We start from the raw sequence: 21,022 nt of genomic DNA, 5'->3' as shown, positions 1-21,022 counted from the left end.
CGCGCCTGTCAGCTGTTCAACGGTGAGTGATTGAAACAGCGCTGATAATATTCGGCCACGATTCCGCGCTCGGCCTCGTCGCATTTATTGAGAAACGTCAGGCGAAAGGCGAAAGCCAGATCACCGAAGATGCGCTCGTTCTCGGCCCAGGTAATCACCGCGCGCGGTGACATGACGGTTGAGATATCACCTGCCATGAACCCGGCGCGCGTCAGGTTGGCCAGCGCGACCATGCTCTCGAGGCGCTTGGTCACGGTGGCGTCGTCGTTTAGGCCAAGCTTGGCACGGACAATCCCCACTTCCTGCTCGAGGGGCAGATAATTGAGCGATGCCACGATGTTCCAGCGATCCATCTGGCCCTGATTGATCTGCTGCGTACCGTGATACAGCCCGGTTGTGTCGCCCAGCCCCACGGTATTCGCCGTGGCGAAAAGGCGGAATCCGGCGTGAGGGCGAATCACGCGGTTCTGGTCGAGCAGGGTCAAATGCCCTTCGGCCTCGAGTACGCGCTGGATCACGAACATCACATCCGGGCGCCCCGCATCATATTCGTCAAAAATGAGCGCCACAGGGTGCTGCAGGCACCAGGGCAGGAGCCCTTCGCGGAATTCAGTGATCTGCTTGCCGTCGCGCAGCACAATGGCATCCTTGCCGATCAGATCAATACGCGAAATGTGGCTGTCGAGATTGATGCGCACAGTGGGCCAGTTCAGCCGTGCCGCAATCTGTTCGATATGCGAGGATTTGCCAGTCCCATGAAAGCCCTGCACCATGACACGGCGATTATTGGCAAACCCGGCAAGTATGGCGCGCGTGGTATCGCAATCGAACTGATAGCTCGGGTCGATATCGGGGACATGTTCTGTGCGTATCGAGAAAGCTGGCACTTCCGTGTCGCAATCGATTCCGAAAACGTCACGTGCAGAGACGATCCGGTCCGGCGCGCCGAGGACATGGGTCGGCACCGCGTTCTGTTCGGCAGTGACAACCGTTTCCGGCGCGTCGATGGAGGCGAGATCGCTCATGGTTTCAATCCGTCTTTCACTCAGTCATGTCAGGTTCCGGCCAAGGATATGGTCATGTTTCCCCCCATGGCCAGAGGCAAAAGCGCATTAATCCGGTCTACAGACTGACCAGATGGGCGCGAATCGCACTATAGGCGACGCTCACGGTCTTGAAGCGGTCCTCAGAGGCAGGATCACCCGCATTGGCATCGGGATGATGCTTGCGCGCCAGTTCCTTGTACCGGATCTTGAGGGCATCCACTGTGACGGGCCAGTCCAATGCGAGGGCGCGCAGATGATCGCGCAGGGCAGGGGGGGCGGATTCACGACCCCGGTCATGACGCTGCTTGGCGGCCTGCGCACGTCGCGCGCGCGTGGAAGAGAGGATATCGAGCGGGTCGAGTACTTCCTCTTCATCGAAACTCTGGCCCCCTCGCGTACCGAGCTTCCATGAAGGGCGCTGCCATGAGATGTCGGCGCGCAGCTGGGCTTCAATCTGTCCCGGTGTCATGCCCTTATAGAAATCCCAGCGTGCATTGTACTGACGCACGTGTTCGAGACAGAACCAGAAATACTGCCTGAGTTGCGTACGGTCCTTGGGCGCACGATATCCGGCATGTTCGGTGCAGCCGGGCATGTCGCAATAGCGCTCGGGCGCGTCTGGATCCGGGTCGAATGCCCTGTGTCTGGTGGATTTGCGCTGCATGATCGGGTTTATGTGCGTCCTAAGAGACGCCGATGCAAGAAGGGAGTGCTCATGACTGAACTGAAGGAACGCGCCGCCAGAATGAAGGCGCGGCTCGACGAGGCGCTTCAGCCGGAAACCCTGACCATTCGTGATGACAGCAAGCGTCATGCAAAGCACGCTGGTCGCAATGGTATCAAGGGGGACGAGACCCATTTCACTCTGACGATCGTGAGCGCCCAGTTCGATGGCCTCAACCGCGTCGCGCGGCACCGGTTGGTCAATGGGCTTCTCAAACCCGAGTTCGAGACGGGGCTGCATGCGCTGTCGCTCACGCTGTCCACTCCGGGTGAGGCATGAGCCGCGTTGCGCGACGGGGAGGCCAACTGGTTGCGCTTTCCCTGAGCGTGGCGCTGGCAGGCTGTGCGGTGCGAGGGATGGACGGGCTGACCGACCAGCAGAAAAAGCAGGCCCATCGTGTTGAGGCCTATCTCAACCGCCCTATGACCCTGGAAGGCCATTTCACTCAGGTCGGACCGCAGGGAAATGGCGGGGCGGGGGAGTTCACATACAGCCCCGGTGCGCTCGCACTTGACTATACAACCCCCCACGCAATGACACTTAGAGCAAGCGGCACCCATCTGGTGCTGAACGACTCGCAGACGGGCGCTGTCACACGGGTCAGTCTGTCCCGCAATCCGCTCGGTCTGTTGCTTCATGAGCCGGTGCGGTTCGGCGGGTCGATCCAGGTGACGAATATCAGTTCGGTTCCCGGAGCGAGCCAGATATCGCTCGCGCAAGCCGATAATCCGTCACAGGGGCTATTGACCCTCCGTTTCGCAGAGCGCGACCAGAGGCTTGTTCTGGAAACGCTCGACGGTGTGGATGCACGTGGCAATCACATCGTGCTGTCTCTGTCGGAGGTGAGCGAGACCGGGGCCTCGCCGAAAAACTGAGGCCATTGCGTCAGAAGGGCTCGGTCGAGATCGTCCATTGTGAGATCGGGATTGAAACGTCTGATACTGGTCACCCCGTATTCCCGGATGCCACAGGGGATGATCCCGTCGAAATCGGCAAGGTCGGGGTCAAGATTGATAGCGATCCCGTGCCAAGACACCCAGCGACTTACCCTTATGCCCAGGGCGGCGATCTTGGACTCCTCGCCTGTGGTGGGGTCATTCACCCACACGCCGATTCGACCGCACTCGGTTCGTCCGGAGATTCCGAGCGAGGACAGACTGGCGATGATCCAGCGCTCCAGGCTCTGGACGAAGGCGCGCAGATCGCGCGGGGGTGTCGGGCCGTGCTCGCGCATCAGATCGAGCATGACATAGACGATTCTCTGACCCGGCCCGTGATAGGTCCACTGGCCACCACGCCCTGCTTCGTAGGTTGGCAGGTTCTCCGGATTGATCAGGTCGGCCGGTTTCGCCGAAGTGCCCGCGGTGTAAAGGCGCGGGTGTTCAAGGAACCACAGCAGTTCCCCGCATTCGTCTCGCCGTATTGCGGCAGCTCTCTCCTGCATAACGGCAAGGGCATCGTCATAGGAAACGAGGCCTTTCTCCCTTTTCCAGGATATTTTCTCAGAAATCGCCTTTTCCGCGATTGCCTGCTCATCGGTCATCGGCTATAGCCCCCTTCACACGAGCGGTATCGCCCAGAGCGGCCCGCTTGTCACGATGCGGTCGTGGCGGAATGGTAGACGCGCAAGCTTGAGGTGCTTGTGGGGGCAACCCCGTGGAAGTTCGAGTCTTCTCGACCGCACCATGAGAACTGGAAGCACCCCCTTCGGGGGGTGCCAGTTCACCCGGCGCCGGCCTGAACGGATCCCCAAAAATTATCGCGATCGAAATGAACTTTCGTTAACGCTACGCCTTCTTCCTGTGTGGCATTTGATTCTTTTCTTTTTCTGCCATCACTTTGTCGAAGTCTTGTGGCCGGATAGTGGTTACGGGACAATCGTCGTGTAAGCTGGTGTCCCGGCGGTAGGTAATTGCTCAGACGAGACCCGGCCGCCGCAGCACCATGCTCCTACAGAGATCTAAAGGTCGGATAACGTGATCAAGCCGCTCAGAAAAGCAGTACTTCCCGTTGCGGGTATGGGAACGCGCTTTCTTCCCGCCACCAAGGCGATGCCGAAGGAAATGCTGCCAGTCGTCGACCGTCCACTGATCCAGTATGCGATCGATGAAGCGCGCAAGGCGGGGATCGATCAGTTCTGTCTGATCACCGGTCGTGGCAAGGACAGCCTTATCGATTATTTCGATGTTGCGTTCGAACTCGAGACGACATTGAAGGAGCGCGGCAAGAATGCCCTTCTCGAAACGCTTCAGCCCAGCTCGATTGAAGCCGGTTCGCTCGCCGCAGTCCGTCAGCAGGAGCCGCTCGGTCTTGGTCATGCCATCTGGTGTGCACGTTCTTTTATCGGGAACGATCCATTCGCCATTCTCCTGCCCGATGACATCGTCCAGGGCGAGAAGGGCTGCGTGGCGCAACTCGTCGACGTCTATAACCAGACGGGCGGCAACGTGGTCGCGGTGTCCGAGGTACCCAAGGAGCACACCAACCGCTACGGTATTCTCGATGTGGGACAGGATGATGGAAAGCTCGTGGAGGTGAAGGGGCTGGTCGAGAAGCCGAACCCCGAGGACGCGCCTTCCAACTTGTCGATCATCGGCCGCTATGTGCTGCTGCCCGAAATCATGACCCATCTTTCCAAGCTTGAGCGTGGCGCGGGCGGCGAGGTGCAGCTGACCGATGCCATGGCGAAGATGATCGGTCATTCGCCCTTCCATGGCCTTCGCTATGAAGGCACACGCTATGATTGCGGTGACAAGGCCGGGTATCTCGAGGCTCAGATTGCTTTTGCGCTCGAGCGTCCTGACCTGCGTGAGGCCATGCGCGGCTTCATCAAGAAATACGCCAATGCCTGATGGGTGCTCTGTTCCGGCATGAGTTCCATCCTTCGATCCTGCGGGAGTATGATATCCGCGGGGTTGTTGGAAAGACGCTTTTCGAAGACGACGCCCGGGCTCTGGGCGTCGTTTTTGCGTCTGAGCTGAGTGAGGACGGGCCACGGCGGATCTTCGTCGGGTATGACGGCCGACTGAGTTCTCCGGCGCTTGAACAGGCTCTGACGGAAGGCCTCGCGAGCCAGGGCGCGAGCGTGACCCGCCTTGGCTGTTGCTCAACGCCAGCCCTTTACCACGCCTCTCACCGCGCGCGCGCCACTGGTGCAATCATGGTGACGGGAAGTCACAACCCCCTGGGGTATAACGGTTTCAAGCTGCTCCGGGATAACCGGCCTTATTACGGCTCCGAGCTCCAGGCACTTGCCATGCGGCTACGAAACGGCGTGCCGGAGAAGGGTCAGCGAGGAAGCATAGAGCGTGCAGACCCGCTCGCGGATTATGTGGCGGCGCTACGATCAGGCCTGCATTCAGGCGGGCGGTCGCTTGTCGTTGTCTGGGATAATGCCAATAGTTCCGCGGGACCCGTCCTCGAGGCGCTGGTTTCGTACCTGCCGGGAACGCATATCGTGCTCAACGGTGAGGTGGACGGGCTTTTCCCGGCGCATCATCCCGATCCGACCTTGCCGGAAAACATGGTCCAGCTTCGTGAAGCCGTTCTGCGTTACGGTGCAGATCTGGGCCTGGCATTCGATGGCGACGCGGATCGTCTGGGCGTCTTGGACGAGACGGGTGCAATCATTCCGGCGGATATGCTCAGCCTCCTCCTGAGCGAAGCCGTGCTTCAAGAGCGGCCCGGAGCTGTCATCCTGGGCGATGTAAAGATGTCGCAGGTGGTGTTCGACGGTGTGAGAACGCTGGGTGGCGCTCCGGCTATGTGCCCGAGCGGGCACTCCGCAGTGAAAAATGCCATGAGAGAGACCGGTGCGGCTTTTGCGGGAGAGATGTCCGGCCACTTCTTTTTTGCAGATCGTTGGCCCGGCTTCGATGATGGCCTGTATGCGGCACTGAGGGTGATGGAGGTTGTGGCTGCCGGGTCACGACCATTGTCGTCGCTCCTGAATGCGCTCCCTCTTGTGGCTGCAACGCCCGAACTAAGATTCGACTGTCCGGACGATCGCAAATTCGGGGTGATTGAGGCAGTGATCAAGCGATGCCAGGAGGAGAGACTTGAGATGACCCTGATCGATGGCGTCCGGGTGCGTGAGGCCGAAGGGTGGTGGTTGCTCAGAGCCTCCAACACCCAACCCGCTCTGGTGGCCAGGGCGGAAGGGAAGAACGCAGCATGTCGCGACATGCTGCTTGCGCGCATCGATTCCATGCTTGCCCATCAGGGAATACAGCGCCCCAAGGAGACGACGCACGGCGTTTTTCCTGCGGATCTGAATTCATGACGTATGAGGCGGGGTTTTTCGAACCTGGACAATTCGTCACCCATCCACGGTGTCCTGAATGGGGTGTCGGGCAAATCCAGAGCGTGATCGGTCACCGTGTCACGGTCAATTTCGAGCATCAGGGCAAGGTTCTGGTCAACACAATGCTCGTCGAGCTGGTCGTTATCGACTGATGGCCCCGAGAGTGGCGACGGGTAGTTTGCGGAACTTGACCCGCGTCGGGCTCGACTTCGTCTTTCCTCCCGTTTGCCTGGCCTGTGACACAGAAACCAGCTCGTCAGGTCTGGTCTGTGTATCATGCTTCAGTCGGCTGTCTCATCTCGTCGGGGCCTGCACCCGTTGCGCCTTGCCGCTTCCTGCCGGTGACTACGCGGATGCGACAGGCCAGTGCATGAGTTGCGCGTCTTCTCCGCCGCCATGGGCTGCTGCTAGGGCGGCTTTCATCTATGAGGGTACGGCACGCAAGCTTGTGCTTCAGGCCAAATACGCAGATCGGCTCGACATCCTGCCTTTTCTGGCAAAAGCCATCCTGCAAGAAGGCGCGTCATTGATGCGTGACGCGGATTATGTTGTTCCGGTGCCGCTCCATCGGACCCGATTCCGGCGCAGGCGTCTCAATCAGGCGGCTCTTCTGGCGCGGTTCATCGCCCGGTCCTCCCGGCAGGTAAGGCTGATTCCGGATGCCCTGATCAGAACGCGCGCAACCACGACTCTTGCACGGCTCAGGCCCGATGAGAGACGGCTGGCCCTCGAGCAGGCCTTCACGGTCGCGGCATCGGCGCGTGGCCGTCTGCTTGGGAGCCATATCGTTCTGGTCGACGACGTCTTGACCACAGGCGCGACCGCCTCCATCTGCGCAACACTGCTCCTGCAGTCGGGCGCAAGACGTGTGGATCTGCTCGTGGCAGCGCGAACGGTCAAACTGTCCGACATGGCTGGGGCGGATGAATACGCAGAGGAGTGACCCCGCATCGTGCCGAACATCGAAATCTATACCCAGCCTGGCTGCCCGTACTGTGTCCGCGCCGTGCAGATCCTCGCCTCGAAGGGTGTCAAGTTCAACGAGATCAACGCGCCGCATGGAACACAGGAGCGTCTTGATTCCATCAGCCGCTCGGGTGGTGCGCGGACTGTGCCTCAGATCTTTCTCGATGACCGCTCCCTCGGCGGCTGCACGGATCTGATGCATCTCGAATCGACGGGCGAACTCGACAGGCTCCTTACCCTGGGATGATCTGCTACCGCCTGCACTGTGCGACAGGACATGAATTCGAGGGGTGGTTCCCTTCGGGCGAGGCCTTTGATCGTCAGAGGGATGCGGCGCTAGTCACGTGTCCCGTTTGCGGAGTGACCGAGATTGCGAAGAGCCTCATGGCGCCGGCAGTGGCGAAAACGGTCGAAACGCCCCCGCTCCCGGCAGTAGAGCAGATCCGGCAAGCATTGCGTCGGCTTCGAAAAGAGGTGGAGGCGCAATGCGATAATGTCGGGACGCGATTTGCCGAAGAGGCTCTCAAGCGGCATGATGCAGGCCTCGAAGGTGACCGGCAATCGGCGCGCGGCATCTATGGCACGATGAGCGATACCGAACGCGAAAGGCTTGAAGATGAAGGTGTGGATTTTACCCCGGTACCGTGGATCGATCTCACCGAAAACTGAAAACCGTGGCGTCGTTCGAGCGCCACGTCGTTCTGCATTTTTCGCCACAGTGGTGGCGACCCTCTCGCTCGGCTTCACGCTTCACGCATCCATGGCGCAGAGCATTGGAAACCCGCCCGCCGCCGAGGAGGGGTTGTGGCTGGCGCAGGACCACGATGGCGTGTTCCAGATCGGTCATTGCGGCGATACGCTCTGCGGAAGGCTGATCGGCATGCAATATGACGGGCCTGTTCCCAAGGATGTGTGGGGACGTTCACAATGTGGGCTGGTCATGCTGACCGATTTCCGACTAATCAGGGACGAGAACGTGTGGCGGGGGCATATCCTCGACCCGGAGACCGGACGGACCTACGACGCCCGTATCCATGCCGAGTCGTCTGAGGTGCTCAAGCTGCGCGGGTTCATTCTGGGAATCCCCCTCTTCGGCAAGACGCAGACCTGGACCCGTTATCACGGCACGATCGGTCCGGCGTGCAAACTGCCCTGAGCGGGAGGATCGCTCGAGGAGCTTGAGAGCAGAACATGACGACTTCGCTTTCCCGTCGCGGCTTTGCGTTGGGTACATTGGGACTTCTGGGCTGTGGCCACGCGCTGGCACAGGACGCAACGGATCAGGCACCGGCCACACCGCCGCCGCCGCCCAAACCGGTCTCCAAGACCATCTGCTTCGTAGGCGGCTACACCAAGCATGCGCCTCCGGGTGGCGCGGGCAATGGCGAGGGTATTGCGGTGTTCGAGATGGATCGCCAGACCGGCGTTCTGACTCCGGTGACGACTTTTACCGATATTGCCAGCCCCTCTTTCATCACCCTGTCTCACGACAAGCGCTTTCTCTATGCACTGAGCGAGATCGACGATTTCAACAAGGATGGTGACGGCTCGGTCACGGCCTTCGCGGTGGATCGCAAGACCGGTTCGCTCAAGAAGCTGAATGCCGTCAGCTCCGGTGGCGCGGTACCCGCGCATCTGAGCGTTCACCACTCGGGTCGATATGTTCTGGTGGCGAATTACATGGGTGGCTCTGTGGCTGTACTGCCCATCCGTCCCGATGGCTCGCTCGGACCGGCAACCGATGTGGTGCATAATACGGGACCCCGCCAGCCCGAGCGCGCCGCTGACAACCCCCAGGGCAATTTCGCGGTTTCGGATCACTCGGGCTCGCATCCCCACATGATCCAGAGCGATCCGAGCGGAAAGTTCGTAATCGCCGATGATGCAGGGCTCGATCGCGTCTATGTCTGGACGCTCAACCTCCAGACCGGCAAGCTCGTTCCGGCCAAGACGCCCTATTACGACATGACGCCGGGCAGTGCTCCCCGTCACTTCCAGTTCAACCGCTCCGGCAAGCTGATGTATAATCTGTGCGAGCAGGACTCGAAGATTGTTGTCAGCGCCTTCGATCCCCAGACCGGGGCAATTAACAACCTGCAATCGGTCAGCACGGTCACGTCGCATTTCCGGGGCAGCACTCTGGCCGCCGAGATCCTGATCTCAGCGGATGACCGTTTTGTCTATGCGTCGAACCGTCTGGGTGACTCGCTGGCCGTGTTCAAGGTTGGGGAGGATGGAACCCTGACCCTGCAGGACGAAGCCTGGATGCATGCCGATTACGGCCGCGCCATGATGTTCGACCCCTCGGGCAGCTTCCTCTTCTGCGCTAATCAGCGCAGCGATGCCGTGACCTCGTTCCGCATCGACAAGGCCAGCGGCCAGCTCGGATTTACCGAGAACTTCACACCGGTGGGCAGCCCGACCACCTTTGCTTTCATGGATACCGAAATCTGAGGGTCATGCGGCGCGTAACGGGAGATCATCTCCCTGTGCGCTGCAGGGGAGAGGGGAAACCAGCTGGGTTTTCCCCTTCGATCCCGGAGGGCCCTCAATCCCTCACGAACATCGTGATGTAATTGATGCTTGTATCGCGTGTGATGCGCCAATGCATCGGGCGATAGCTCATTCCGGCCACGTCGATCATGCGCAGACCGACCGCGCGACCCATTTTGTGCAGTTCATCGGGTTTGATGAATTTCTGCCAGTCATGCGTGCCTACCGGCAGGAGCCGCGCGATGTATTCAGCGCCGATCTTGGCAACGGCCAATGAGAGCAGCGTGCGATTGAGCGTGGACACGGCGATCAGACCGCCCGGACGCGTCAGGCTGCGCAGCAGACCGAGAAATTCCTGCGGGTCATTGACGTGCTCGATCACTTCCAGCGCCGAAATGGCATCGAAGCTCTGCCCCTCCCGCACCAGCGCCTCGGCGCTGCCATTACGATAGGTGAGGGGGCCGGAATTATCGGGGAGCGGATGCTCAGCCAGATGCGCCTGAGCCGCGCGGATTCCCTCTGGAGAGGCGTCGAGCCCGAGAACGTCATGCCCCATGTGCGCATAGGCCTCGCTCGCAAGGCCTGCACCGCAGCCGATATCGAGCAGGGACAGCCGACCGCCCCGTAGCCCTTCCAGTCGGCGAAGATGGGCATTGACCCATTCCGTACGCATCGGGTTCATGTCGTGCAGGGGCTTCATGGGACCTTTGGGGTCCCACCATGTGGCGGCCAACTGGTCGAAATGGGCGATCTCGCGATCGGAGACGGAAGAGGCTGCGTGATCCGGCATTGTGGTTCCAGGCATACAGAAATGGGTCCGTTGTTCCAGAGTATCTGGACGGCGCGATCTGGACTTAGTATGTGACCGGCCTTTCCTTGCGCAACATCGCAGGCTGGAAAATCCTTCCCCGGCGCTCTGTGATCGACCGCTTTCTGCTACGTACGGAGCCAGGTGCACAATTATGACGTCTTCAGACCCGTGCCCAACCCGGATCGTCATGAAGTTTGGCGGGACCTCTGTCGCTGATCTGGACCGCATTCGCGCCGTTGCCGAGCGCGTGCGCAAGGAGCGTGAAAAAGGGCATCATGTCGCGGTGGTGGTTTCAGCCATGGCGGGAGTCACCAATCAGATGGTCGGGTATGTGAATGCCCTCGACCCGATGGCCGATGCCCGTGAATACGATGCCGTCGTCGCCAGCGGAGAGCAGGTCACGAGCGGTCTCACCGCCATTGCGCTTCAGGCGCTCGGCGTTCCGGCCCGATCCTGGCAGGGCTGGCAGATCCCCTTCCGTACCGACGAGGCGCATGGCAAGGCTCGTATTGGCGACGTGGAAGGTGCGGCGTTGATCGCCTGCATGGAGCGGGGCGAGGTGCCGGTCATTGCCGGGTTCCAGGGTGTCGCGCCGGGTGAGCGGATCAGCACGCTGGGTCGTGGTGGCTCCGATACCTCGGCGGTTGCCGTGGCGGCGGCCATCAAGGCCGATCGTTGCGATATCTATACCGATGTCGATGGTATCTACACCACCGACCCGCGTATCGTGAAAAAGGCCAAGAAGCTGGATCGTATCACCTTCGAGGAGATGCTCGAGCTGGCTTCTGTAGGGGCCAAGGTACTCCAGACGCGCTCAGTCGGTCTGGCCATGAAAGAAAAAGTGCGCGTGCGCGTGTTGTCGAGTTTTGAACCCGAGACGGAGCTTTCGGGATCGCTGGTGGTGGATGAGGACGAGATGATGGAAAAGGAACTGGTCACGGGGATCGCCTATTCTCTGGACGAGGCAAAGATCTCGGTCAGCCGCATCCCGGACCGTCCGGGCATCGCCGCCGCCATTTTCAGCCCCCTGACCGAGGCGCGGGTGAATGTGGACATGATCGTCCAGAGCGTCGGCTCCGATGGCTCGACCAACATGACCTTCACCGTTCCCAAGGGCGATCAGGCGCGCGCGCTCGCCGCGCTCGAGGCTGCACGAGCCGATATCCAGTATGGCGAGATCCACACCGCCAATGACGTGGTCAAGATCAGCGTCGTGGGCATTGGTATGCGCTCCCATTCCGGCATGGCCAGCACCATGTTCCAGACCCTTGCCGAGCGCGGGATCAATGTGCAGGTGATCTCCACCAGCGAGATCAAGATCTCGGTGCTGATCGACGCCGAATACATGGAACTCGCCATGCGCGCCCTGCACACGGCTTACGGTCTGGATGGGGAATGAGCATGACCGATACTGATCAGGCTCGGCAGCAAGCCCGTCAGAAAGCCCGCGCAACGCTTGAGCGCCTCTGGGCACCGGGCTGTGCCTTCCTGGGTACCCCGACCGCCATTCTCGGCGGCGCGATGTCGTGGGTGAGCGAGCGCAATCTGGTCTCCGCCATTTCGAATGCTGGCGGTTTCGGTGTGATCGCCTGCGGTGCGATGAACCCGGATCGTCTGGCCGAAGAAATTGCCGCGACCCAGGCCCTGACCGACAAGCCCTTTGGTGTCAATCTGATCACGATGCATCCCGAGTTGGACAAGCTCGTCGATGTTTGCGTCGAGGCCAGGGTTGGTCATGTGGTTCTGGCCGGTGGCGTGCCCAGCGGCGCGACCATCAAGCAGGTGCGCGACGGTGGCGCCCGGGCAATCGGTTTCGCCCCGGCCCTCGCGCTCGGCAAGCGTCTGGTCAAGCAGGGGATTGAAGCGCTCGTGATCGAGGGTTCCGAGGCTGGCGGTCATGTCGGTCCGGTGTCCCTCAATGTGCTGGCGCAGGAGATCCTGCCCCATATCCATGATGTGCCGGTTTTCGTGGCGGGCGGTCTGGCCCGTGGCGATGCGGTGCTGGGCTATCTCGAGCAGGGGGCCTCGGGCGCGCAGCTCGGAACGCTTTTCGCCGCCAGCAGCGAGAGCATTGCCCACGAAGCCTTCAAGAAGGCCTTTGTGCGCGCCTCAGCCCGTGATGCGATCACCTCGAATCAGATTGATGAGCGCTTTCCGGTCATTCCGGTGCGTGGCTTGAACAATGGGGGGACGCGTCGTTTCATGGCGCATCAGGCGGCCACGCTGACGCGCTTCACCTCCGGGGAACTGAGCAAGGAAGAAGCCCAGCTCGAAATCGAGCATTTCTGGGCGGGCGCCCTGCGTCGTGCAGTGATCGAGGGCGACGTGGAACAGGGCTCGGTCATGGCCGGTCAGTCGGTAGGTATGGTGAAGGCCGTGCGTCCGGTTGCCGAGATCATGCATGATCTGGTTGAGCAGGCCGTGGACGCGCTGGTTGCAAGAGAGGCCCGTTGCGGGCATCTTCACCCCACAGAGACCGCAATCGGGTAATCATGCCAGAGAAGACGACAGACCGTATTCCGGGATGGCAGGGCGGCAACGCCGAGGGCGCGCGCGGCCTCGGGGCCGATCTGCGCGCCAGGCGCGATGAACTCGGCTGGGCCCTGCCAGATGTGGCCAACTGGCTGCGTATTCGCGAAAGCTATCTGCGCGCGCTCGAGGAAGGCAATCTGTCAGTTTTTCCGGGCAGCGCCTACGCGTTGGGTTTTCTGCGCAGCTATGCCCAGGCCCTGGGTATGGATCCCGATCAGGCCGTAGCGCGTTTCCGGCAGGATGCCCGTGGCGCGCTGGCGGCCAAGCCCGAATTGAGTTTTCCTGAGCCCGTCTCCGAGCGTGGCGTGCCAGTGGGGCTCTGGGTCGGAGCAGGCCTTGCTGTTCTGGTGGGGACCTATATCGGGTATTATCATTTCTTCGGCGCCGATCCTGCCCCGACCCATCAGATGCCGCCAGTGGCGGAAATCATGCCCGGGGTCACCCAGCATGGCACGACGTCACCGCAGATTGCGGCGGTCATGCCCGATCGCGGTCTCGCTCCGTCTCCTCAGCTTGCTCCAGCCCAGACGAATGCCGCGCAGTCGGGAACTAGACAGGGGAACGCGGCCAGTGCGGATAATGCCGGGAATGCCGTTCAAGGCGCGGCGAATCAGCCCGGTGCCGTGCCGCTTCCAGCCAATGCCATACCGGCTGGGCAGGATGGCCAGCAGAGCGCAGCCACAACCCCGGCGCCCGCTACTGTCGCTCCGCCCCTACCGAGCACCGGAATGACTCCCCTGAATGTGGCGACGCCCGTTGTACCGGCACCGGCGGCGGTTGCCACCCCGGATACCGCTAATCCCGTGACGGCGACTGCAGCGTCACCCGCTGCGACTATGATCGTTCTTCATGCGGGCGCAGACGCCTGGGTGTCGATCCGGGACAAGAATAACGCGACCGTTTTCAGTCGGGTGCTGAAATCGGGCGAGACCTGGCAGGGGCCGGAAGAGAACGGCCCCTACCATATGACGCTTGGCAATGCGGGCGGCCTGACACTGAGTGCCGGCGATGTCACCACGGCCGCACTGGGACGCATTGGCGCGGTGCGTCGCAATCTGACGGTTACGGCTGACGCGATACGTTCGGGTCAACTCGGACAGGAGGGCAGCGCCGTTGCGCCTCCGATGCCCGCAAATGTATCCTCCGGCCCAGCACAGGGCCTGTCGGGTCAGAGCGCTCTGCCGCAACATGATGAGACGCAGAATGGCGACACCTCGCGCGCGACGGGCGCCTCCGCAACCTTGAAAAAGACGGTTGCCACTCCAAAGGTTAGGGCAGCCGAGCATGAGTCGGAAACGGACCGGCTCAATCGAAGCCAATTGGAAAAGACGGCGCAACCGCGCTAACAAGACGGGCAGAGCTCCCTCAAGCATCGGGAAGCTCTGGCCAACATGACAATGGACAAGGGGTGGTGACACGGAACGGGGTTCCGGCAGCGCCCCCCGGGTTGCACGGCAGGTCTTGCCGCGCCACCCGTTACGGAGACGAGATTATGAGCGGATATCGCCCCTACCAGTATATCGAACGTCGCAAATCCCGTCAGATTCATGTTGGCAAGGTAGCGGTCGGCGGCGATGCGCCGATTTCGGTCCAGACCATGACCAACACGCTCACGTCGGATGCGAAGGCGACAATCGAGCAGATCCGCCTGTCGGAAATCGCGGGCGTCGATATCGTGCGCGTTTCCTGCCCGGACGAGGAAAGCACCGCAGCGCTTGCCGAGATCGTGCGCGAAGTGAATGTGCCGATCGTTGCGGACATCCATTTCCATTACAAGCGGGCTATCGAGGCCGCCAAGGCCGGTGCTGCCTGTCTGCGTATCAACCCTGGTAATATTGGCAGCGCCGAGCGTGTGCGTGAGGTCGTGAATGCGGCGCGTGACTATGGCTGCTCCATCCGCATCGGCGTGAATGCCGGATCACTCGAGAAGCACCTGCTCGAGAAATACGGTGAGCCCAACCCCGATGCGCTGGTCGAGAGCGCTTTGGAGCACGCCAAGATCCTGCAGGATCATGATTTTCACGAATTCAAGATCAGCGTGAAGGCATCGGACGTCTTCATGGCCGTCGCGGCTTATCAGCAGCTTGCCGAAGTGTGCGACCATCCGCTGCATATCGGCATCACCGAAGCCGGGTCGAAGCGTGCCGGTACCGTCAAATCCTCCATCGGTCTGGGCAACCTGCTCTGGGCGGGCGTGGGCGATACGATGCGCGTCTCGCTTTCCGCCCCTCCGGAAGAGGAAGTTCTGGTTGGCTGGGACATCCTCAAATCCCTTGGCCTGCGCCATCGCGGTGTGAAGATTATCTCCTGCCCGTCCTGTGCGCGTCAGGGCTTCAACGTGGTCGAGACGGTGCAGACCCTGGAAGACCGCTTGCAGCACATCAAGACGCCGCTGACGCTTTCCATCATCGGTTGCGTGGTCAATGGCCCGGGCGAGGCCCTTATGACCGATCTGGGTGTGACCGGCGGTGGCGCTGGCCGTCACATGGTCTATTCGGCCGGCAAGCAGGATCATCGACTGAACGAAGGTCAGGATATGATCGAGCATATCGTTGACCTCGTGGAAGAGCGCGTGGCGAAGATCGAAGCCGAAAAGGCCGCGCAGGAAGAGGCCCAGAAGGCCGAGGCCGCGCTGGCGGGCGTCTGAAATCATGAGCCAGTTGCAGCCGGTTCGCGGCACGCATGACCTGATTGGCGACACCGCGCGCCGCCATGCCCATGTGGTTGAGACGGCGCGCGAGGTCACGCGCCGTTATGGCTATGAAGAGTGGTCGACACCGATCTTTGAAGACACGCGTGTGTTCTCCCGTACACTGGGCGACACCTCGGACGTCGTCACCAAGGAGATGTACACGTTCGAGGATCGCGGCGGTGACAGTCTCACCCTGCGCCCGGAAGGAACGGCGGCTATCTGCCGTGCCTTCGTGACCAACGGTCTGACCCAGGCCCTCCCGCAGCGTGTCTTCTATAACGGGCCGATGTTCCGCTACGAGCGCCCGCAAAAGGGGCGCTTTCGTCAGTTTCATCAGATCGGGGCAGAGTTGCTGGGCGCAACCGATCCCTTGATGGATGCCGAGACCATCGCCATGGCGCATGCCATTCTCAAGGCGCTGGGTCTGGGCGACGCGGTCGCCTTAGAAATTAACACGCTGGGAGATCTCGACAGCCGACAGGCATGGCGCGATGCTCTGGTGGCGTATTTCAAGGCGCATGAGGGGGCGCTCTCGGAAGAGAGCCGCGCGCGCCTTGAAGCCAACCCATTGCGAATCCTCGACAGCAAATCGCCTCAGGACCGCGCGCTTCTGGAAGAAGCGCCGAAATTCAGCGCCTATCTGAACGAGGCATCGCGAATTTTCTGGGACGATCTGCGTCGCAAGCTCGATCTGTTCGGTGTTGGCTTCGTCGAGAATCCGCACATCGTGCGCGGCCTCGACTACTACAGCCATACCGCGTTCGAGTTCGTGACCGACCGCCTTGGCGCCCAGGGCACGGTTCTCGCCGGGGGTCGCTATGAGGGGCTTGTGGCCCAGATGGGCGGTCCGGCTACGCCAGCGATTGGCTGGGCAGGCGGTATCGAGCGTCTTGCGCTGCTGACCGAGTCCGCTCCTGCTCAGCCGCGCCCTGTCGCGATCCTGCCTACGGGTGAGGCGACGCTGGCTGCCGCCATCACGGCGGCGCAGAGCCTGCGAAATGCGGGCTTTGCTGCCGAGATCGAGACCCGTTCATCGCTCAAGAAGCGTATGGAGCGTGTCGTCAAATCCGGTGCAGCCCATATGGTGCTGGTGGGTGAGGACGAGTTGGCCCGTGGCGCCGTGACGGTGCGCGACCTCGGTAAGCGTGAGCAAACCGAAATTGCTCTCAACGCTCTGGCGGATCATTTCCTGAAAGCACAGTAACCGTGGCACTGGACGACAGGCTGGAGCGTATTGTCGCCCGGTCGGATGAACTGCAGGCGATGATGTCCAGCGGCGAGATGCAGGGTGAGGATTTCGTACGGGCGTCGCGCGAATTTGCCGAACTTGAGCCGGTCGTGTCGTCCATTCTTGCCTATCGACAGGCGGAGGCGGCGCATAAGGACGCGCAGGCTTTGCTGGACGACCCCGAGATGCGCGAGCTCGCACAGGGTGAAATCGAGGTCATCGAGCGCCAGCTTGGTGGTTTGCATCAACAGGTGCGTCTTGCCCTGCTGCCGCGTGACGAGGCGGATGAGCGCAGCGCCATTCTGGAAATCCGTCCCGCTGCGGGTGGAGATGAAGCCGCACTTTTCGCGGCTGAACTCTTCGGCGCCTATAAGCGCTTTGCCGATCTGCATGGCTGGCGTTTCGAGATCATGGAATATGACGAGAGCGACCTTTCCGGACTACGGGAAGGCGTTGCCACAGTGTCCGGTCGCTCTGTCTTCGCCCGACTGAAATATGAGTCGGGGGTGCATCGCGTGCAGCGCGTTCCCGCTACGGAGAGCCAGGGGCGTATTCACACTTCAACAGTGACGGTCGCTATCATGCCCGAAGCTGAAGAGGTGGATGTAGCGATTGACGAGGGCGATCTGCGTATCGATGTCTATCGCGCTTCAGGTGCCGGTGGGCAGCACGTCAACAAGACCGAAAGCGCCGTGCGTATCACGCATATGCCCAGCGGCATTGTGGTGGCGATGCAGGAAGAGAAGAGCCAGCACAAGAACAAGGCAAAAGCCATGAAGATCCTGCGCGCGCGCCTGTACGAGATGCAGCGCGCCCAGGCTCATGCCAGCCGCGCGGCCGACCGTAAATCTCAGGTTGGCACCGGCGATCGCTCGGAGCGGATACGCACTTACAACTTTCCGCAGGGGCGGGTGACGGATCACCGCATCAATCTGACCCTGCATAAGATTGACCGGGTGATGCTGGGCGAATTCGATGAGATCATCGATGCACTGACGCAGGAGGAGCAGACAGCCCTGCTTGCAGCAGAAGGGCTGAATTGATCCTTGCTGCGCTGCGTCGATCAGCTGACAGGCGAGGCGCAGATTTCGGCATGTCCGGGATGATGCTTGGCAATTTCCGGGTCATTGGGATCACGCAGAAAGAAATCGGTGAAGCCTTCGTCGCCCAAAGCGAGGAGGTGATGCCCCTCGGGGCGGTTCAGCGTGCCTTCACTGCTGACCTGATGCGTCTCGGCCCGTCCCTCGGGGTTGATGACCGTAATCTGGCCGCACAGCGCGTAATGATGGTTGATCCTGCCCAACGGGATCTCGATTGTTTTGGTCAGGCTCGGGGTCTTGTCATCCAGCCGGAATGTCGCCGCCAAAGTTCCGTCGATATAGAGACGCGACACCTCGGAAATCTCGATGGGCGCCCGGTCATCCGTGACTGTGAAGCTTTCGGCAAGGGCCAGGGCAGGATGCGCGCCGAACAGCCCGGCGAGCAGGAAGACGATCTTTCTCATGGCTGTTTTATAGGCCGATTCAGGAGAAACAGGTGAGCGCAAATCCAGTCTCGCTCAAACAAGTGCTCGATGACACGGCAAGGGCGCTCGCTCAGGCCGGAATCGAGTCCGCCAGGATGGAAGCGCGTCGTCTGGCCTGCTGGGCGCTCGGTTGTGACGCGGCAGGGCTGTTGACGCGTGACACCATTCCGGAGGACGTCCGAGAGCGGCTCATATCAGCTGTGAAGCGGCGTTGCCGGCGGGAACCCATGGCCATGATCGAGGGAGAGACGGGGTTCTGGAGCCTGACGCTCGGTGTTTCCGAGGCAACGCTCATCCCGCGTGGGGATAGCGAGGCCCTTATCGAGGCTCTGCTCGCTCTGCGACCGGACCGGGCATCTGTCAGGACGATACTCGATCTTGGCACGGGAACGGGATGTCTGTTGCTGGCGGCCCTGAGTGAGTATCCGGAGGCTTTCGGCGTGGGCATTGACCTCGCCCCCGAAGCTGCACGTCTTGCTTTGCGTAATGCCGCGCGCAACAGGCTCGGGACGCGCAGTGTGTTTCTTGCAGGAAGCTGGTTTACTGCTCTGAAGGGGCAATTTGATCTCATTCTGAGCAACCCGCCTTACATCCCGGCTGGCGAGATCGCCGGACTGATGCCGGAGGTACGGGATTATGAGCCGTCTCGCGCTCTGGCCGGAGGGAATGATGGTCTGGACGCCTATCGCGCAATCCTGACCGAGGCATCTGACTATCTGTCTCCGAGCGGTTTAGTGATCTTCGAGATTGGCCAGGGGCAAGAGAGGGACGTGACGAGGATCGCACAGGAGAAGGGGCTGAAGCTGTGTGAGGCCCGCGCTGATCTTGGCGGCATTATCAGGGCCTTATGCTTCGAGAGGGAGGACAGCGCTCTGAGTCCGGGTTACGAATAATGATTGGCAGGTCGCGCCAAACTTGCTAGTTTCCTTTGATCGGTCCGTCGCGGTCACCGGTGCATGCACCGACAAGACGAACTGTTTTCCGCAATCGTGCAGTGATCAGTATGATCAGGCTGAGCGGATTTATGGCCTGATCATGTCATCCGGCCAGCTAGAGACAAACCAAGGGTCATTCATTCCCTGCAATCGCGCCGCATCCCGCTGCAAGCGGGTCGGGATTGCGAATACGAAAGTGCTACGCGGATCCATGAACATGAAACGTATGAGAAGCCGTCACCATCGTCCGAGCGGTGGCGGGTCGCGTCATTCGAATGGCCAGACGCCCTTGAACCGCAACCACGTGTTCGACAGCAACGGTCCGGATATGCGCGTGCGTGGCACGGCCCAGCAGCTTTTCGAGAAGTATCTGCAGCTTGGTCGTGACGCGACCGGGACGGGTGATCGCATCCTGGCTGAAGCCTATTTCCAGCATGCCGAGCATTATTTCCGCATTCTCAACGCCATGACCCAGGCCGCGCAGCAGAGCCAGATGGAGCGCCAGGAGCGTCATCAGCAACGTGCACGCGCGCATAATGATCAGGACGACCGACGCCAAGACGAGGGGTCGGCCGAAAACGAGAGCGAGGAAGCTGTTGAGGAAACCGCTGAATAAGGCGATTCCCGGGTTTCTAGAATTGTGTTTTGAGGCGATCCGGCACAGCCCATAGCTTGTCGCCGGACAAGCCAAGGTCGATGGGATACGGGTCTTGTGCCCGTTCCTTGCCCTCGCGGATGAGCCGCTGACGCCAGGTTTTGAGGGCAGGGTCCTCCTCGCCAAGTGTAGCGGGCTCGAACGGAAGCCCCGCCATATTCCCAAGCATCTCTCGCCAAGGTTCATCAGCCATGCGCTGATGCGCGCCTGCATCCTCGTTGCACCAGGGCTGCGCCCGCGTCCGCGCGAGGCGGTTGAGCCCTTCATCGAGATCGCAATAGCGCAGGTGGAACAGCATCAGCGCCGGGTCAGGGTTGGGCAGGGCCTCACGGATGCTGTGAAAGCCCGGCGACCACGTGACGGGCTCCCTGATCAGGCATGGCTTGCACATGGCCGCGGAAAAGCGCAGCGCGCTGCGCTGTGTAAGAATGGGCGCGCTGAAATCGAGCGCAGGCTCTGTCGTGATGCGATGCAGGAGATCGAAGCCAGTTGCAGTCAGGCAGGGCGCCGGGCATGCCTGACTGAGCTCGGCGAGAGAACCATATAGGGCAGGGTCGGCGACGAGGATCTCATCCACGTCGCAATAAATGACAGCCTCGTACCATTCCAGCAGGCTGGCGCAGAACAGACCGATCATCCGGGTGCGCCGTGCATCGTCCTGGGGGGAACGCGGAAGGCGCAGGACGTTGCAGGGGAGGGTGTTGGTCGAGCCGTCATCCGAACCATGATCGATGACATGACATGCCGCCATCCCCGCTTGGGACGCATAATGGCGCAGCCAGACCGGCAGAAACACGGGCTCGTTATAGACCATTGTGACCACGGCGAGGGGCGCTCTCATGAGCGATGTCTACGCAGCGAAACGGTTTGTGTCTATGTGGGAATACCGGTCGGATGGTAGCGGCGGACGGATTTGAACCGCCGACCAAGGGATTATGATTCCCCTGCTCTACCGCTGAGCTACGCCGCCATCGCGACCGGTGGGCGTGGAATTAAAAGGGTTGGGCCGATGTGTCAACACTCCGCTGCGAGGTTTTTTGGTGCTTCGTGTTTTTACGCAGTCCATACTCTGTGGCATTGTATCCCAAGGGGTTATCCCATGATGCCCGGGC

The 21,022-nt window shown here is 61.0% G+C and carries 24 protein-coding genes, 2 tRNA genes and 1 pseudogene; 20 read left to right on the top strand and 7 right to left on the bottom strand.

Annotated features, from left to right (window positions below):
• Window positions 1-8: 8 nt before the first annotated feature.
• Window positions 9-1,025, bottom strand: a complete 1,017-nt coding sequence (locus AA0535_RS05775) for an AAA family ATPase (protein WP_264814970.1) — start codon at window positions 1,023-1,025, stop codon at window positions 9-11.
• A gap of 97 nt (window positions 1,026-1,122) precedes the next feature.
• The gene (locus tag AA0535_RS05770) at window positions 1,123-1,710 is read right to left on the bottom strand and encodes a DnaJ domain-containing protein (protein WP_264814969.1); all 588 of its coding nucleotides are present in this window, start codon (window positions 1,708-1,710) and stop codon (window positions 1,123-1,125) included.
• Window positions 1,711-1,761: 51 nt separating this feature from the next.
• Here AA0535_RS05770 and AA0535_RS05765 point away from each other — a divergent pair, with 51 nt between their 5' ends.
• The gene (locus tag AA0535_RS05765) at window positions 1,762-2,049 is read left to right on the top strand and encodes a BolA family protein (protein ID WP_373319283.1); all 288 of its coding nucleotides are present in this window, start codon (window positions 1,762-1,764) and stop codon (window positions 2,047-2,049) included.
• The gene (locus AA0535_RS05760) at window positions 2,046-2,645 is read left to right on the top strand and encodes a LolA family protein (protein WP_264814968.1); all 600 of its coding nucleotides are present in this window, start codon (window positions 2,046-2,048) and stop codon (window positions 2,643-2,645) included. Before AA0535_RS05765 ends, AA0535_RS05760 begins: the two co-directional genes overlap by 4 nt.
• On the opposite strand, the gene lipB is transcribed toward AA0535_RS05760, so the two are convergent.
• Complete coding sequence (gene lipB, locus AA0535_RS05755; RefSeq protein WP_264814967.1) at window positions 2,588-3,313, bottom strand: lipoyl(octanoyl) transferase LipB; 726 nt, start codon at window positions 3,311-3,313, stop codon at window positions 2,588-2,590. The two genes, AA0535_RS05760 and lipB, sit on opposite strands and share 58 nt — an antisense overlap.
• Before the next feature lie 57 nt (window positions 3,314-3,370).
• On the opposite strand from lipB, the gene AA0535_RS05750 reads away from it, so the two are divergent.
• From AA0535_RS05750 to AA0535_RS05710, 10 genes and pseudogenes are all read left to right on the top strand, one after another.
• Window positions 3,371-3,456, top strand: a tRNA-Leu gene (locus AA0535_RS05750).
• Window positions 3,457-3,746: 290 nt separating this feature from the next.
• Window positions 3,747-4,622 carry a UTP--glucose-1-phosphate uridylyltransferase GalU gene (gene galU / locus AA0535_RS05745; protein ID WP_264814966.1) on the top strand — a complete coding sequence of 292 codons (876 nt, stop codon included), beginning with the start codon at window positions 3,747-3,749 and terminating at the stop codon, window positions 4,620-4,622.
• Window positions 4,622-6,052, top strand: coding sequence for a phosphomannomutase/phosphoglucomutase (locus tag AA0535_RS05740; protein ID WP_264814965.1), 1,431 nt, complete (start codon window positions 4,622-4,624; stop codon window positions 6,050-6,052). Before galU ends, AA0535_RS05740 begins: the two co-directional genes overlap by 1 nt.
• Window positions 6,049-6,225, top strand: coding sequence for a DUF3553 domain-containing protein (locus AA0535_RS05735; protein ID WP_264814964.1), 177 nt, complete (start codon window positions 6,049-6,051; stop codon window positions 6,223-6,225). Before AA0535_RS05740 ends, AA0535_RS05735 begins: the two co-directional genes overlap by 4 nt.
• Window positions 6,225-6,416 (top strand): annotated as a pseudogene (locus tag AA0535_RS15745) (double zinc ribbon domain-containing protein); the annotation flags it as partial. The gene AA0535_RS05735 and the pseudogene AA0535_RS15745, both read left to right, overlap by 1 nt.
• Before the next feature lie 27 nt (window positions 6,417-6,443).
• On the top strand, window positions 6,444-7,016 hold the full coding sequence (locus AA0535_RS05730) for a ComF family protein (protein ID WP_264814963.1): 573 nt from the start codon (window positions 6,444-6,446) through the stop codon (window positions 7,014-7,016).
• Window positions 7,017-7,025: 9 nt separating this feature from the next.
• Window positions 7,026-7,286: a glutaredoxin 3 gene (grxC, locus tag AA0535_RS05725; protein WP_264814962.1), complete on the top strand. Its 261-nt coding sequence runs from the start codon at window positions 7,026-7,028 to the stop codon at window positions 7,284-7,286.
• On the top strand, window positions 7,283-7,708 hold the full coding sequence (locus tag AA0535_RS05720; protein ID WP_264814961.1) for a DUF1178 family protein: 426 nt from the start codon (window positions 7,283-7,285) through the stop codon (window positions 7,706-7,708). Before grxC ends, AA0535_RS05720 begins: the two co-directional genes overlap by 4 nt.
• Complete coding sequence (locus tag AA0535_RS05715) at window positions 7,656-8,195, top strand: DUF2147 domain-containing protein (protein WP_264814960.1); 540 nt, start codon at window positions 7,656-7,658, stop codon at window positions 8,193-8,195. Before AA0535_RS05720 ends, AA0535_RS05715 begins: the two co-directional genes overlap by 53 nt.
• A gap of 35 nt (window positions 8,196-8,230) precedes the next feature.
• Window positions 8,231-9,493 carry a lactonase family protein gene (locus AA0535_RS05710; RefSeq protein ID WP_264814959.1) on the top strand — a complete coding sequence of 421 codons (1,263 nt, stop codon included), beginning with the start codon at window positions 8,231-8,233 and terminating at the stop codon, window positions 9,491-9,493.
• A gap of 94 nt (window positions 9,494-9,587) precedes the next feature.
• Here AA0535_RS05710 and ubiG read toward each other — a convergent pair whose 3' ends face one another.
• Window positions 9,588-10,337: a bifunctional 2-polyprenyl-6-hydroxyphenol methylase/3-demethylubiquinol 3-O-methyltransferase UbiG gene (gene ubiG / locus AA0535_RS05705; RefSeq protein ID WP_264814958.1), complete on the bottom strand. Its 750-nt coding sequence runs from the start codon at window positions 10,335-10,337 to the stop codon at window positions 9,588-9,590.
• A gap of 157 nt (window positions 10,338-10,494) precedes the next feature.
• Here ubiG and AA0535_RS05700 point away from each other — a divergent pair, with 157 nt between their 5' ends.
• From AA0535_RS05700 to prfA, 6 genes are all read left to right on the top strand, one after another.
• Window positions 10,495-11,742, top strand: a complete 1,248-nt coding sequence (locus AA0535_RS05700; RefSeq protein ID WP_264814957.1) for an aspartate kinase — start codon at window positions 10,495-10,497, stop codon at window positions 11,740-11,742.
• 2 nt (window positions 11,743-11,744) lie between these two features.
• On the top strand, window positions 11,745-12,833 hold the full coding sequence (locus AA0535_RS05695; RefSeq protein ID WP_264814956.1) for an NAD(P)H-dependent flavin oxidoreductase: 1,089 nt from the start codon (window positions 11,745-11,747) through the stop codon (window positions 12,831-12,833).
• A 2-nt stretch (window positions 12,834-12,835) separates the two neighbouring features.
• Entirely contained in the window at window positions 12,836-14,221 is a 1,386-nt protein-coding gene (locus tag AA0535_RS05690) for a helix-turn-helix domain-containing protein (protein WP_264814955.1), read from the top strand.
• A gap of 146 nt (window positions 14,222-14,367) precedes the next feature.
• Window positions 14,368-15,522: a flavodoxin-dependent (E)-4-hydroxy-3-methylbut-2-enyl-diphosphate synthase gene (ispG, locus tag AA0535_RS05685; protein WP_264814953.1), complete on the top strand. Its 1,155-nt coding sequence runs from the start codon at window positions 14,368-14,370 to the stop codon at window positions 15,520-15,522.
• Window positions 15,523-15,526: 4 nt separating this feature from the next.
• The gene (gene hisS, locus AA0535_RS05680; RefSeq protein ID WP_264814952.1) at window positions 15,527-16,771 is read left to right on the top strand and encodes a histidine--tRNA ligase; all 1,245 of its coding nucleotides are present in this window, start codon (window positions 15,527-15,529) and stop codon (window positions 16,769-16,771) included.
• Window positions 16,772-16,773: 2 nt separating this feature from the next.
• A complete protein-coding gene (gene prfA, locus AA0535_RS05675) occupies window positions 16,774-17,838 on the top strand; it encodes a peptide chain release factor 1 (RefSeq protein WP_264814951.1) in 1,065 nt (354 codons plus the stop codon).
• 20 nt (window positions 17,839-17,858) lie between these two features.
• Here prfA and AA0535_RS05670 read toward each other — a convergent pair whose 3' ends face one another.
• Window positions 17,859-18,299 carry a hypothetical protein gene (locus tag AA0535_RS05670; protein ID WP_264814950.1) on the bottom strand — a complete coding sequence of 147 codons (441 nt, stop codon included), beginning with the start codon at window positions 18,297-18,299 and terminating at the stop codon, window positions 17,859-17,861.
• Window positions 18,300-18,331: 32 nt separating this feature from the next.
• Here AA0535_RS05670 and prmC point away from each other — a divergent pair, with 32 nt between their 5' ends.
• Window positions 18,332-19,213, top strand: a complete 882-nt coding sequence (gene prmC, locus AA0535_RS05665; RefSeq protein WP_264814949.1) for a peptide chain release factor N(5)-glutamine methyltransferase — start codon at window positions 18,332-18,334, stop codon at window positions 19,211-19,213.
• Window positions 19,214-19,466: 253 nt separating this feature from the next.
• The gene (locus AA0535_RS05660; protein ID WP_306310223.1) at window positions 19,467-19,871 is read left to right on the top strand and encodes a DUF4167 domain-containing protein; all 405 of its coding nucleotides are present in this window, start codon (window positions 19,467-19,469) and stop codon (window positions 19,869-19,871) included.
• 16 nt (window positions 19,872-19,887) lie between these two features.
• Here AA0535_RS05660 and AA0535_RS05655 read toward each other — a convergent pair whose 3' ends face one another.
• Entirely contained in the window at window positions 19,888-20,751 is an 864-nt protein-coding gene (locus tag AA0535_RS05655; RefSeq protein WP_264814946.1) for a glycosyltransferase family 2 protein, read from the bottom strand.
• Between the two features lie 54 nt (window positions 20,752-20,805).
• Window positions 20,806-20,880, bottom strand: a tRNA-Met gene (locus tag AA0535_RS05650).
• Window positions 20,881-21,022: the final 142 nt, after the last annotated feature.

Source organism: Asaia krungthepensis NRIC 0535, from assembly GCF_025995175.1.
Taxonomy (GTDB): Bacteria; Pseudomonadota; Alphaproteobacteria; order Acetobacterales; family Acetobacteraceae; genus Asaia; species Asaia krungthepensis.
Note: the sequence above shows the minus strand (reverse complement) of the source record. Positions and strands in the feature narration are given on the sequence as shown.

What these genes read in the sequence shown, in the direction of transcription:
- AA0535_RS05775 (WP_264814970.1), bottom strand. Translation starts at nt 1,025, where the DNA reads ATGAGCGATCTCGCCTCCATCGACGCGCCGGAAACGGTTGTCACTGCC.
- AA0535_RS05770 (WP_264814969.1), bottom strand. Translation starts at nt 1,710, where the DNA reads ATGCAGCGCAAATCCACCAGACACAGGGCATTCGACCCGGATCCAGAC.
- AA0535_RS05765 (WP_373319283.1), top strand. Translation starts at nt 1,762, where the DNA reads ATGACTGAACTGAAGGAACGCGCCGCCAGAATGAAGGCGCGGCTCGAC.
- AA0535_RS05760 (WP_264814968.1), top strand. Translation starts at nt 2,046, where the DNA reads ATGAGCCGCGTTGCGCGACGGGGAGGCCAACTGGTTGCGCTTTCCCTG.
- lipB (WP_264814967.1), bottom strand. Translation starts at nt 3,313, where the DNA reads ATGACCGATGAGCAGGCAATCGCGGAAAAGGCGATTTCTGAGAAAATA.
- AA0535_RS05740 (WP_264814965.1), top strand. Translation starts at nt 4,622, where the DNA reads ATGGGTGCTCTGTTCCGGCATGAGTTCCATCCTTCGATCCTGCGGGAG.
- AA0535_RS05735 (WP_264814964.1), top strand. Translation starts at nt 6,049, where the DNA reads ATGACGTATGAGGCGGGGTTTTTCGAACCTGGACAATTCGTCACCCAT.
- AA0535_RS05730 (WP_264814963.1), top strand. Translation starts at nt 6,444, where the DNA reads ATGAGTTGCGCGTCTTCTCCGCCGCCATGGGCTGCTGCTAGGGCGGCT.
- AA0535_RS05720 (WP_264814961.1), top strand. Translation starts at nt 7,283, where the DNA reads ATGATCTGCTACCGCCTGCACTGTGCGACAGGACATGAATTCGAGGGG.
- AA0535_RS05715 (WP_264814960.1), top strand. Translation starts at nt 7,656, where the DNA reads ATGAAGGTGTGGATTTTACCCCGGTACCGTGGATCGATCTCACCGAAA.
- AA0535_RS05710 (WP_264814959.1), top strand. Translation starts at nt 8,231, where the DNA reads ATGACGACTTCGCTTTCCCGTCGCGGCTTTGCGTTGGGTACATTGGGA.
- ubiG (WP_264814958.1), bottom strand. Translation starts at nt 10,337, where the DNA reads ATGCCTGGAACCACAATGCCGGATCACGCAGCCTCTTCCGTCTCCGAT.
- AA0535_RS05700 (WP_264814957.1), top strand. Translation starts at nt 10,495, where the DNA reads ATGACGTCTTCAGACCCGTGCCCAACCCGGATCGTCATGAAGTTTGGC.
- AA0535_RS05695 (WP_264814956.1), top strand. Translation starts at nt 11,745, where the DNA reads ATGACCGATACTGATCAGGCTCGGCAGCAAGCCCGTCAGAAAGCCCGC.
- AA0535_RS05690 (WP_264814955.1), top strand. Translation starts at nt 12,836, where the DNA reads ATGCCAGAGAAGACGACAGACCGTATTCCGGGATGGCAGGGCGGCAAC.
- ispG (WP_264814953.1), top strand. Translation starts at nt 14,368, where the DNA reads ATGAGCGGATATCGCCCCTACCAGTATATCGAACGTCGCAAATCCCGT.
- hisS (WP_264814952.1), top strand. Translation starts at nt 15,527, where the DNA reads ATGAGCCAGTTGCAGCCGGTTCGCGGCACGCATGACCTGATTGGCGAC.
- AA0535_RS05670 (WP_264814950.1), bottom strand. Translation starts at nt 18,299, where the DNA reads ATGAGAAAGATCGTCTTCCTGCTCGCCGGGCTGTTCGGCGCGCATCCT.
- AA0535_RS05660 (WP_306310223.1), top strand. Translation starts at nt 19,467, where the DNA reads ATGAACATGAAACGTATGAGAAGCCGTCACCATCGTCCGAGCGGTGGC.
- AA0535_RS05655 (WP_264814946.1), bottom strand. Translation starts at nt 20,751, where the DNA reads ATGAGAGCGCCCCTCGCCGTGGTCACAATGGTCTATAACGAGCCCGTG.